Annotated in this window: 9 protein-coding genes; 6 read left to right on the top strand and 3 right to left on the bottom strand. The window is 31.9% G+C overall.

Annotated features, from left to right (window positions below):
* Positions 1–254: 254 nt before the first annotated feature.
* From HMPREF9018_RS07280 to HMPREF9018_RS07255, 6 genes are all read left to right on the top strand, one after another.
* Positions 255–707 carry an NfeD family protein gene (locus tag HMPREF9018_RS07280; protein WP_019036625.1) on the top strand — a complete coding sequence of 151 codons (453 nt, stop codon included), beginning with the start codon at positions 255–257 and terminating at the stop codon, positions 705–707.
* A gap of 44 nt (positions 708–751) precedes the next feature.
* Positions 752–1,705, top strand: a complete 954-nt coding sequence (locus HMPREF9018_RS07275) for an SPFH domain-containing protein (protein ID WP_008449913.1) — start codon at positions 752–754, stop codon at positions 1,703–1,705.
* 18 nt (positions 1,706–1,723) lie between these two features.
* Positions 1,724–2,839 (top strand): UDP-N-acetyl glucosamine 2-epimerase, encoded by a 1,116-nt coding sequence (locus HMPREF9018_RS07270; RefSeq protein WP_008449888.1) that lies wholly within the window; start codon positions 1,724–1,726, stop codon positions 2,837–2,839.
* A 52-nt stretch (positions 2,840–2,891) separates the two neighbouring features.
* The gene (locus HMPREF9018_RS07265; protein WP_008449929.1) at positions 2,892–4,256 is read left to right on the top strand and encodes an MATE family efflux transporter; all 1,365 of its coding nucleotides are present in this window, start codon (positions 2,892–2,894) and stop codon (positions 4,254–4,256) included.
* Positions 4,257–4,318: 62 nt separating this feature from the next.
* The gene (locus HMPREF9018_RS07260) at positions 4,319–4,534 is read left to right on the top strand and encodes a cation transporter (protein ID WP_008449930.1); all 216 of its coding nucleotides are present in this window, start codon (positions 4,319–4,321) and stop codon (positions 4,532–4,534) included.
* 24 nt (positions 4,535–4,558) lie between these two features.
* The gene (locus HMPREF9018_RS07255; protein ID WP_008449887.1) at positions 4,559–6,478 is read left to right on the top strand and encodes a heavy metal translocating P-type ATPase; all 1,920 of its coding nucleotides are present in this window, start codon (positions 4,559–4,561) and stop codon (positions 6,476–6,478) included.
* Positions 6,479–6,517: 39 nt separating this feature from the next.
* Here HMPREF9018_RS07255 and HMPREF9018_RS07250 read toward each other — a convergent pair whose 3' ends face one another.
* The 3 genes from HMPREF9018_RS07250 to ahpF form a co-directional block, all read right to left on the bottom strand.
* Positions 6,518–9,070 (bottom strand): DUF5686 family protein, encoded by a 2,553-nt coding sequence (locus HMPREF9018_RS07250; protein ID WP_008449915.1) that lies wholly within the window; start codon positions 9,068–9,070, stop codon positions 6,518–6,520.
* A 369-nt stretch (positions 9,071–9,439) separates the two neighbouring features.
* Positions 9,440–10,843 carry a chromosomal replication initiator protein DnaA gene (dnaA, locus tag HMPREF9018_RS07245; protein ID WP_008449882.1) on the bottom strand — a complete coding sequence of 468 codons (1,404 nt, stop codon included), beginning with the start codon at positions 10,841–10,843 and terminating at the stop codon, positions 9,440–9,442.
* 621 nt (positions 10,844–11,464) lie between these two features.
* On the bottom strand, positions 11,465–13,027 hold the full coding sequence (gene ahpF, locus HMPREF9018_RS07240) for an alkyl hydroperoxide reductase subunit F (RefSeq protein ID WP_008449936.1): 1,563 nt from the start codon (positions 13,025–13,027) through the stop codon (positions 11,465–11,467).
* Positions 13,028–13,072: the final 45 nt, after the last annotated feature.

The following is a 13,072-nucleotide window of genomic DNA, read 5'->3' as shown; positions in this document are numbered from 1 at the left end:
AATCTATTTTTTATATAAAAATAGATTAAAAACGTCTCATAGAGATTTCTTTTTTATTGTAAAATACGCTTATTTTTAGAATAAATACAGAACGTTTTTACTAAAAATCTAATGTTATCTTACTACAATGATATGTTTATTTTGGTAATTATATCATTTTTATTATATTTATAGGAACCAGTTTTTAAGAAAAATCTTTGTTTAAATAGTTTTTTTTCTTAACTTTACAACGTAACATTAATTATAACTGTTTTATGATGGATTATTTTGTACAAAACATTTGGCTGATATGGTCGCTTGTTTGCTTACTTTGCCTAATTTTAGAGCTTACTTCAGGCGACTTCTTTTTAATGTGTTTTGCTATAGCCGGTTTACTTACAGCTATATTATCTTGTTTCATAGATAGCATTGTTTTTCAGATAATTATCTTTGCGGTATGTTCTGTTTTGAGCATTATCTTTGTGCGCCCTATTATATTAAAATATTTTCATCATAATGAGAAGGTACGGCCAAGTAATGCTGATGCGCTTATTGGTCGTAAGGGGCTTATTACAGAGCCTATAAAAGCAGGAGGAGGTTTTGGTAGAGTACAGATAGATGGCGATTATTGGAAGGCATATAGCATAAGTCCTACAACAATAGAGGTAGGAGAGCAGGTGAAAATAGTAGCTCGCGATTCTATTATTGTTACTGTTGAGCGTTGTTGATAATATTCAGAAAGAAAAAATTATTCATTAAAACTTTATTTAATATGGACATTACAATTTATATCCTTATTGCTATAATATTATTAGCAATAATCATAGTAAAGAAATCGTTAGTTATTATCTCGCAAAGCGAAACAAAGATAATAGAACGTTTAGGTAAATATCATGCAACTCTGCAGCCTGGTATAAATGTTATTATTCCGTTTATGGATCATGCTAAGGAAATTATTGCGCTACGTTCTGGTAGATATGCATATACTAATTCTATAGACCTAAGAGAGCAAGTTTACGATTTTGCTCGTCAAAATGTAATAACAAAGGATAATATTCAGATGCAGATAAATGCTTTGCTTTATTTTCAGATAGTAGATCCTTTTAAGGCTGTATACGAAATTAACAATCTTCCTAACGCTATTGAGAAACTTACACAAACTACTTTGCGTAATATAATAGGTGAGATGGAACTTGATCAAACTCTTACCTCGCGTGATACTATTAACACTAAGCTACGTTCAGTTTTAGATGATGCTACAAATAAGTGGGGAATAAAGGTTAATCGTGTAGAGTTACAAGACATTACTCCCCCAGAAAGTGTTCTTCAGGCAATGGAGAAACAGATGCAAGCAGAGCGTAATAAGCGTGCTACAATACTTACGAGTGAAGGAGAAAAGCAAGCAGCTATTTTGCAGTCGGAAGGAGAAAAAACTTCTATGATAAATCGTGCAGAAGCTAATAAACAGCAACAGATACTAATAGCAGATGGACAAGCTGAGGCTCGCATTCGTAAGGCAGAAGCAGAAGCTATAGCCATACAAAAAATAACAGATGCAGTAGGGCAGAGTACTAATCCTGCTAATTATCTTATAGCACAAAAATATATCCAGATGCTTAGCGATTTAGCTAAGAATAACAATCAGAAGACTGTTTATCTGCCATTTGAAGCATCTAATTTGATGGGGTCTATAGGCGGAATTAAGGATATGTTTAAAGAAAAATAAAAGGTATATAATATATAAATGAATAGAAAATCTTTAAAGATATGTATTTTTTGTGGTGCACGCCCCAATTTTATGAAGGTAGCACCTATTATAAAAGCAATAAGTAAGCAAGAGTGTATAACATACACTCTTGTCTATGCTGGAGGAAAAGATGATCCTACAATAGAGGATAAGCTTTTTGAGGATTTGCAGATAATGCCCCCAACAGAGTATCTTGGTGCAGATAGTGCAAATCTTAATGAGCTAACAGGTCAGGTAATGTCTATGTTTGAATTGTATCTTCAGACACATCCGACCGATGTTGTTATAGTAGTAGATGATCTTGCTTCTACTATGGCTGCAGCTATAGTAACAAAAAAGCAAGCTCTTACCTTAGTACATATTGCAGCAGGTACTCGTTCTTTTGACATTACAATGCCTAAAGAAATTAATCGTTTAGTAATAGATGGATTATCAGATATTCTTTTTACGGCAGGTGTTAGCAATAATAGTATAGCAAATAAAGAGGGGGCAGAGCTATCAAAGGTATATATGGTAGGTAATATTTTGATAGACAATATTCGTAATAATAGAAAATTAATGGCAAATATAAATTTGTCCTCAATAAAAGAGCTTGCAAATATAGATATTAAGCAAGGTAAGTATTTGTTATTTACTATAAATCGTAAAAAGCTCCTTAACGAAGAAGCAGAACTCTATAGGCTACTTAAATCTTTAATAGAAAGTTCTCAAAGTGTGCCTATTATAGCACCCTTACGCCCTTCAGCTACAGCCATAGTAAAGGAAATAGCTTTAAAAAATAATATCGATATAAGTAATTTTCATATCATACCTCCTTTAGGATTTTTAGAATTTAGTTATATAAGTGCGCATGCTATGGGTGTAGTAACCGATTCTGGCAATGTAGCAGAAGAAGCAACATTTAATGGTGTTCCTTGTATAACTTTAAATAGCTATACCGAACATATAGAAACTGTTACAGTAGGTTCTAATGTGTTGGTAGGTGAAAATCCTGATACTCTTTCTATAATGGTAAAGAAAATAGTAAATGGAAAATGGAAAAAGTCAGGCATACCAGACCGTTGGGACGGTAGGTCAGCTGAGCGCATTGTACAAATACTTTTAGAGTTGTGATAACTCTAAAAGTATTTGCGCATTATAAGATATATTTTTAGGATAACACATTATGCATCATAGCGTTGATAATTACACATATTTAACAAAAGGACCACTACATAAAGTAATTATAACCATGGCATTACCCACTATGGTATCTATGCTTGTAACAGGATTTTATAATATTGTAGATACTTATTTTGTGGGACAATTAAGTACACAAGATACTGCTGCCGTAGGAATAGTTTTTTCTTTAATGTTCCTTATTCAGGCTGTAGGTTTTTTCTTTGGACACGGATCGGGTAATTATATTTCACGCGAATTAGGAGCACAACATCAAGAAAAAGCATGTGTAATGGCATCTACCGGCTTTTTCTATTCTTTTTGTTTCGGCATACTTATAACCTTATTTGGAGAATTGCTGCGTATTCCTTTAGCTCATTTTTTAGGTAGTACACCTACTACTCTGCCTTATATCTTAAATTTTATGACCATAATACTTATTGGTGCTCCTTTTGTAACATCTTCACTTACATTAAACAATCAGATGCGTTTACAGGGAAATGCTACATATGCTATGTATGGCATTATAACAGGTGTAGTTGTTACTATAGTATTAGATCCTTTTTTTATATTTACTTTGGGAATGGGGATTAGAGGTGCAGCAATAGCTACTGTTATAGGTCAGATAACATCATGGGGGATTCTTCTTTTTATGACACATAGTGGTGAGAATATAGGCATTCAGCTTAATAATATAAAAATATCATATAAAGCTATGAAAGAAATATTTCTTGGTGGTAGTCCTTCTCTTATGCGTCAAGGATTAGCAAGCATAGCTACTATGATGCTTAATGTAGCTGCCAGTCATTATGGCGACTCAGCTATTGCCGCTATAAGCATAGTAACACGTATCTGTATGCTTATCTTTGCAGCTGTGATTGGTTGGGGACAAGGATTCCAACCTGTTTGTGGATTTTGTTATGGTGCAAAACTTTATCGCAGACTTACAGATGCCTTCAAATTTACTGTAGTTATAGGTACTTCTTTTCTGATTATTTGCTCTGTTATAGGATTGTTCTTTAGTAGTTCGTTAATAGGAATATTTAGAGATGATCCTAAAGTAATTAAAATAGGTGTAGTTGCTTTACGTTGTCAGATGATAGTTCTTCCTTTAAACGCATTTATATTAGTTAGCAATATGATGGCACAAACTTGTCGAAAACCATGGCGTGCCAACACACTTGCAGCAGCAAGGCAAGGATTATTTTTTATTCCATTAATAATAATATTACCACAAATATGTGGGTTAAGTGGAGTAGAAATGTGCCAAAGCGTAAGTGATTTTTTAGCATTTATACTGACCATACCTATTATAATATATACTTTTAGAGAGCTTAGATATGAAGATATAGTTTTAACAAAGCAGCAGTAATATCTTATATAAAAGTATACAAAAGATAATGTAAATATAATAAAAAATATAGATAAACAGTTATGATTAAAAAGATTTTTAAAGTAAAAGGCATGAAATGCCAGCATTGTAAGACAAATATAGAAACGGCTGTAAAAAAATTAGAATATGTAAGTAATGCAGAGGTAGATCTTGAAAAAGGCAGTTTAACAATAGAATATGATGAGAGTGTAATAGTTTCTAATAAACAGATAAAAGAAGCTGTAGAGGGCGTAGGTAGGTTTGAAATAATCTTATAAAAGTATTTAAAAGAAAGCATCAATATGAAACAGACTTTACCTATAGTAGGAATGGCATGTTCGGCTTGCTCTGCAAATATAGAGCGGACACTTTCTTCATTAAAAGGAGTATCTTCGGCAAAAGTATCTTTGATTGGACGTTCAGTTTTAATTGACTTTAATCCTGATATTATTTCTTTAGAAACAATGAAAAAAGAAATAAATAATCTGGGATATGATCTTATCATAGATAAAGATACTTCTACTGAAAAAACAGAAAAAATATATTATACCCGTCTTAAACGTAAAACAGTTCTTTCATGGATATTTTCTATATTTATAATGGCTATATGCATGGGGTGGATATCTATAGGAAATAAACTGATGAATAATCAGCTTGCTATGATAATAGCTTTACTAAATATTTACTATTGTGGTAGACAGTTTTATATCACAGCTTGGCGACAAATAAAGCATCGCTCTGCTTGTATGGATACCCTTGTTACAATATCTACTTCTGTAGCTTTTATTTTTAGTACGTTTAACGTGTTTTGGGGCAATGAAGTCTGGGGGAAAAATAATATAGAATGGCATACATACTTCGACTCTTCTGTAATGATAATTACATTTGTTCTTACAGGCAGATTAATAGAAGAATGGGCAAAAGATAACACAGCATCATCTATTCGAAAGTTAATGAAGATGTCTCCTAAAAAAGCACATGTAGTTAATGGTAATAAAATAGCAGAAGTGCCAATATCTGCTATTGAGGTTGGAGATATAATAGAGGTTTGTCCAGGAGAAAAAGTTCCTGTAGATGGAGAGGTTATATGGGCTGAAAGTTTTATGAATCCTACAGCTTCTTACATTGACGAGAGCATGATAACAGGAGAGCCTACACCTGTAGAAAAGGAAAAAGGGGCAAAGGTTCTTGCAGGCACTATACCCACACAAGGTAAGTTTCGTATGCGAGCGCAGCAGATAGGAGAATATACTGCGTTGGCACAGATTATTAATATGGTGATACAAGCACAAGCATCTAAAGCACCCATAGAACGTCTTGTAGACAAAGTAGCATCTGTTTTTGTTCCAGCAATAGTAAGCATATCATTTATAACATTTTTATTATGGTGGTTTATAGGTGGTAATGCAGTATTGCCACAAGCTATATTGTCTGCGGTATCAGTGCTTATAATAGCTTGTCCTTGCGCAATGGGTTTAGCAACTCCTACTGCTTTAATGGTAGGAATGGGTAAAGCTGCTGAACATAAAATACTTATTAAAGATGCTACTGCTATGGAACAGCTATGTAAGGTTAATGCCCTTGTAATAGATAAAACAGGTACACTTACTATACCAAACCTAAATATAGATTTTACTAAATCGGATAATCTTTCTATTAAAGAGCGTGAAAGTTTAAAGCCAAATGCTCTTAAGGCTATAAAGCTACTGCAAGAGCGTAACATAAAGATATATATGATAAGTGGAGATACTGCGGAAGCTACACAGTATTGGGCTGATAGGGTAGGAATAAAAAACTACTTTAGTAGAGTGCAGCCACAAGACAAAGGCAACTTGGTAAGCAAATTACAAGCTGAAGGTAATACAGTAGCAATGGTAGGCGATGGTATTAATGATACTCAAGCATTAGCTCTTTCTGATGTAAGTATAGCTATAAGTAAAGGTACTGATGTTGCTATGGATATAGCTCAAGTAACATTAATGGGAGACGATTTGCTATCTATCCCTGAAGCTATTCTTTTAAGCAAAAAAACGGTAAGAATGATTCGACAAAATCTCTTTTGGGCTTTTCTTTATAATATTATTTGTATTCCTCTTGCAGCAGGGGTTATGTATGCTTTAAATATAAAAATGCAGATTAACCCTTCTTTAGCAAGTCTAATGATGGCATTATCCAGTGTAAGTGTAATACTTAATAGTTTACGTTTACGACTAATAAAATAACTTACTAAATAAATTTAGTTTTTAAGATCGTTTTATCCATTAGAAAGATAAGTTGAACCCGAAGCGAATACCATTTTTGTTAATGCCATTCCTTCCTGTATAGGTTAGGCGACGAACATAATTTATTTGCAAACACTTAAATATATTATAAACTCCTACAACTAATTCCATGTAAGGTGTATTAGTCATGGTATATGTCTCTTCAGGAAATTTATAGAGGATAGGATCATTAATATTATTAGATAAGAGCGGGTTATTTTTATGTGTAAGATCTCCCCACATACTTTTAAAAGCTATATATTCTCGCCACTTTAGTTTTTTAATAAGTGGAATGCGGTTGAATATTTTTCCTTGAATGCGCCATGCAATAGAAATCATAGCATAACGGTCATTTAAGAATTCCATGTTATTCATCATAGAGAAAGTTTGTGCATTCTCGAAATATGATGTATTTATAGGCGGCATAATTAATAGAGGGAAAGGTACTTTGTTCCATTGAGCACCAGCTATAAGTTTCGAGTCTATATTTCCCCAACTACCCAGCCATATACGCTTGTAAGCGGTTATTTCTGTTAAGTTAGAAGAAAAGTTACTACCTAAAAAACCTTTACATCCCAAAGTATGTTTTAATGTGATTTGTAAAGCATCACGATTAACCTCAAAACGGTGTTGTTTAGTATTAATATAATTCTGACCAGGACGATAGCTAAAAGATAAAGTAAATTCTGTACGTCTAATTTTATCAATTATAGAGCCATTCATATGCTGGAATACTAATGTCCCTGTAGGAGTATTACTTTCAGTGCAAGCCTCTATATGTGTTTTTAGTCCATAATCAGTTTCCCATTGAAAATTTATTTTTTGGCGATTGAAAAAGTACATTTTTTCAACCTTGACAGGACGAAAAGTCATAAAGAAATTATCTTTATTATGAATAATAAATTTATCAGAAGGAGATTCAATATCGTTATTTGTTTCTAAAGTAAGTGTTCGAACAGGAAACTCTATAGGCAAATACTCTGGTTTATTAAAGGAATATATAATTTTAGCATCATAATAATGTTTATTAATTTTTGTGCCATAAGCATAATAACCTTCAAAGAACCAGTGAGGATTAAAGTTTGCCGTAGTATGTGCAGAAGCACGTAAGCGATAACCATCTACAAAATTTTTAGAGATGATAGTGTTAATAGGTCCTATATCAATCTTTGAAGGATGTTTTTGTGAACCTGTTTCTATAAAGTTTTCTATTAGTATTTTTGCAGCAAGTATAATCCAATTAAAACCTTTAGCTTTTGTAATATTGTCTACAAAATTATTAATATTTGCTTCTCCTTTTGATAGCTTTATCTTGCGATGTTCGTCCCAATATTTTTTACTACGCTTTTTAGCATTATATTCATATATTATATTAGTCTTTCCTCTAAAAGATTCCTCAGATATTGAGTCAAAACTATAATCATATAATTTTGTAGTACGAATGGCAATGGCGCGCTCTAATAATTTTGTTAAACGCAATTCTGCTATAAGATTATCATTGGTCATTACCCATTCGTTATTAGGTAGTTTGTTAAATTCTTGCTCAAACCTCATTGATTGTATAAAGTTTACACCAGTGTTTGCAGGTAATTGCATTACACATTTACGAACATGTAATGTGCTATCAGCCAAGACATACAGCTCTCCTCTAAATCCAAAATCTAACTGATTAGCAGGCATAAATTGTAAACGTATACATTTATCTTGGTCAACATAAGTAGTATCATCTATATAAAAATGATAAAAAGATATAGCTGTACTACCTATAGGGGAAGGAAATCGCTTTTGTAGTAACTCTATCTTATCATCATAAATATCTATATCTTTAAGAAACTCTTTTGCCATAATATTAAAAGTGCCACCTGTTTGTAACAGTTTAGACATACCCCGTGTATCTTCTGCTTCGATAATATCCCTCTCTGTTTTAGGACTTTTTCTATATAGATGTTTTATAAGTGTTTCATCTACTGATAGAGGAAGTATTAATTGATTATTATATGGACATACTTCCACTTGTTTTATTAAGAATGGATGCTTTTTAAACATATCAGTCTCTATCTCTTCAGGAGTAATATTATTTATGCCCATTGTTAGCTTCTGGTATTTCTTGTATTGGTAATAGTCGTGATTGTTTAGGTTTGTACGTTTTTTGGCAGCAATAACACGTCGCATAAGTTCTACTGCAGGATTATTTTTCCTACTGTATTTATGTCTTTTCTTTCCTTTGACAATAATACCTTCCAATCTTTTTGCCTCGTTAATCAGTTTGATAGTTAATTCACCTTCTATACTTGAGGTAATCTTTATGCGACGCGGTTTATAGCCAATCTTTGCAACTATTAGGTTTTTTCCAACTTCTTTTTTTATTATAAAAAAGCCTAATGAGTCGCTATAAGCTCTTAATTGTGTGTTAGGATATATTGCATTAGCAAAACTTATATTTTCACCAGTTTGAGCATCTATAACATGACAACGCAAATCTTGCCCTTTACAAGTTATAGTAAAGAACAAAAATACGACTAATATTAATGAATTTTTAAATACTTCTTTCATCTATACGTTACAACTATTTTTCAAAAAATATTTTTGAGAATTACAAATTTATATAAAAAATCCGTATTATAAGATTTTTGAATAAAAACAAAAAAATATATCTCATAAAATTAAATCTATAGTTATAGTCTTATATTTGAAAAAAGTATGCAAATGAAGCCTATAAAATATTATTGCTATTATCTTTTATACGAATAAAATAATTCTTATTCTGGAAAAGGTAGAAAGAAGCTGTACCATAAGGAAAATAGATAAGAAGCCACTTATTATATTTATGAAACAATGTAAAACGATATAATAAGGATTTTAAGTATGAAGTGGTAATAGTTGTGTTATCTTCTCTTTCAAAGTAGAGAAGATAACACGTTTTTATTTAAGTTTGAATGAATTTTCAATTGCAGCCAATTCTGCTGTAAAGCTTTTGTCAATTTGTAAGCGATCTTCTATCTTAGTACAACTATGTATAACTGTGCTATGATCTCTACCTCCTACAAGCTTTCCTATGCGACAAGCAGGCATCTTCGTGTATTTCTGCGCCATATACATTGTTACTTGCCTAGCTATCACTATATCTTTTTTGCGTGACCTTGAGTTTACTGCAGCTTGAGTAACATTAAAATGCTCGCAAACCTTTTCTAAAATATCATCTATAGTCAAAGGCTCATTATCTATTTTGACAGCTCTTTTTATAACTCTTTCTGCTAAATTCATATCCACTGCACTATTATAAACAACGCTATAAGCTAATAAAGAGTTAATAACACCTTGCAAATCACGGACACTACCATTAGCTGTTTGAGCAATGAATTGAATTACATCTTCAGGAATAATTAAGCCATCACGTTTTATTTTATTATGTAGAATATCTATGCATAGCTGGATATTAGGCTTCTCAAGCTCTGTAATTAGCCCTGCCTTAAATCGTGTCAATAATCGATCATTCATACCTCTTAAATCTACAGGAGGGCGATCTGAAGCTAAAATTATTCGTTTCCCATTCCTAGAAAGATGATTAAATATATGAAAGAAAGTATCTTGTGTCTTAGTAGCTGTCATCCATTCTTGAATATCATCTACAAGTAAAATATCAATAGTCTGATAAAAATGGATAAAATCATTAGTAGTATTAGTTCGAACAGAATTCGTATACTGTACTTGGAATAATCGCGCAGAAACATATAAAACTCGTTTCTGAGGATAAAGCTTTTTAATCTTTAATCCTATAGCATTTATTAAATGAGTCTTACCGCAACCAGAAGGACCATAAACAAAAAGAGGATTAAACTGATTTTTGTTAGGATGTTCAGCAATAGCTAAGCCTATAGTTAGAGGCATTTTATTGCTATCTCCCTCTACGTAATTATTAAAAGATTTATGAGAATCAAGTTGAGAATCAATATCAGGTAATACGCTATCTATAATAGTAGGCGATTGATTCCCTCTATCTGTAGTTCTTTTTGAATCTATTTGCTCAACACCTTCTGTTTGGAGCTCTTGTGTTAGGTGATGATCTTTATCAGTAATAACACTATAAGTAAGCATTACTCGCTCTCCAAAGACACGAGTAAGAACCTTTTTTAGAAGGTCAATGAAGTGCTCTTCCAAATATTCATATACAAACATACTAGGAACAAGCAATAATAAACATTTGGTAGCTGGCTGATATGATTTAAATACCAAGGGCTTAAACCAAGTGTTATATTGTTGTTCAGATACATTCTCTGATATAAGACAGAGACATTGTTCCCAAAGAGATTTTGGACTTACACTCATTAGTTATTCGCTATTTATCTAAATTCTTCTTATATAGTGAAAGGGTAAAACTTTACTATAATAAGATATTGCAAAGATAACGAAAAAAAACAAAGGAAAAACTATTTATAAAATTACTCGTATCAATTATTATAGTAACTTGCTATATTTACGAGTATTAGCTATTTTAAAAGACTATGAAGAAGTCTTCTTTTTTATATATATCTAAATATCTGAAAGACAATATATTTTTTAGTTATTATACATTTTCTATATATATGGTGAAACATTTTATCAAAATCCTCTGAAGTACTTGATATACAAATATAATACGCATACTTTGATAGATATGAAACAACTGTGTTGTTATTTAGACTGTTTTTAAATATGTAAAACTTAAAAAGTATTATTGATTAAACATAATAAACAAATGGTAGACTATGAAAATCTTGTCTACCATTTATTACTTTCAAAAATATATTGTGAGTGTCCGCCTTTAGCAGTTTTATTATATTTGCTCAAAAGAATAATGTTTGTACTAAATGAAACAAAAATATTCTGATTAATCTGCACTTATGTGGACTCTTATAAAAAACTTACTATATAATTATAAATATAAAATTATACGTAAAAATATTTTATTTATCCTATTATTCCACGTAAACGATCTTCGAAAGCTGATAGGGCGGCCTTAGCACCTTCTCCCATTGCTATGATAATTTGTTTGTAAGGTACATTAGTAACATCTCCTGCGGCATAAACTCCAGGTATAGATGTACGACAATATTCATCTACCTTAATTTCATGTTTGGGTGTAAGTGGCAATTCTCCTTTAAAAGGGTCAGAGTTGGCAGCAAGTCCTATTTGAACAAATACTCCATCGAATGGATATTCTTTCTCTTTATCAGTAATACGATCTTTTACTCTTAAAGCCGTTAGCTTTGTATCGTTACCTATAACATTAGTAGTTTGCGAATTAGTGTAAATATCTATATTTTGCATTTTATGTGCTTTTTCCTGTAATACGTTATCAGCTCTAAGGGTTTCACCAAATTCGAAAACTGTTACATGTTTGCATATACCAGCAAGGTCAATGGCAGCTTCTAAACCTGAGTTACCTCCACCTATAACAGCTACATTCTTTCCTTTATAGAAAGGTCCATCGCAATGTTGGCAAAAGTGTACGCCATGTCCAATATATTTAGCTTCACCCTCAACTCCTAACTTACGCCAAGCAGCACCAGTTGCAATAATTACTACAGGAGCTTTGAAAACTTCGCCACCTTTTACAACTATTTGTTTTTGTATATCTTTTAGATTAATACTTGTAAGTTTACGATGCTCAAATATATCAACATCATAAGTTGTAAGATGTGTTTTTAAGTCGTTAGCAAGTTTAATTCCGTTTGTTTCAGGTACAGAAATTAAGTTCTGTATACTGGTAGTATCATTTACTTGTCCACCAATACGTTCAGCTACTACTGCCACTTTTAATCCTTTGCGAGCTGTATATATTGCTGCTGAAGCTCCTGCAGGACCACCACCAATAACAATTGTATCATATATTCTCTCTATAGGTTTTATATTTTCATCATCTTGAGTACCAACTTTATCCTCAAGCTCTTCAAGTAATATTCCGAGATCTCCTCTACCTATATGAAGAGTTTCATCATTTATATATACTGCAGGTACCCCCTGTATATTATAATCCGTAATTTCTTGTTGAAATAAGCCACCATCTATCATTTCATGTGAGATATTAGGATTAATTAGACTCATAAGGTTTAGAGCTTGTACTACTTCAGGGCAATTAGTACAGGTTAAAGAAACATAAGTCTTGATTTTTAATTTTCCTTTTAAAGACTTTATTCTACGTTGTATTGTTTCATCTGGGAAGTTTTTACCTTGTCCATCTGTGTTTAATATAGCTAGGAGTAAAGAGGTAAATTCATGCCCATTAGGAATTCCACGAAAAGTAATTCCTGTGGCTTTATCATTTTTATATAGTGTAAAATGAAGTTTAGCTCCAGTTTGTTCAATATATTCAACAGATAGCTTTTCGGAAGTAGAAGCAATGTCATTTAAGAAATCGTTTAATTCTTGTTTTTTAACATCGTTAGCATCTGTTGTAACTTTAAATGTAATTTTTGATTTTAAGGAAGCAAAAATATCTTTTACTTGTTCTATTATATTTTTATCTAACATTTTTTCTTTTAAGTATATATTGTTTAATTGGTTTGTTTATAAAAT

Origin of the sequence: Prevotella amnii CRIS 21A-A, assembly GCF_000177355.1 — a bacterium.
Classification (GTDB): domain Bacteria; phylum Bacteroidota; class Bacteroidia; order Bacteroidales; family Bacteroidaceae; genus Prevotella; species Prevotella amnii.
This window is presented reverse-complemented; position numbering and strand designations above follow the sequence as displayed.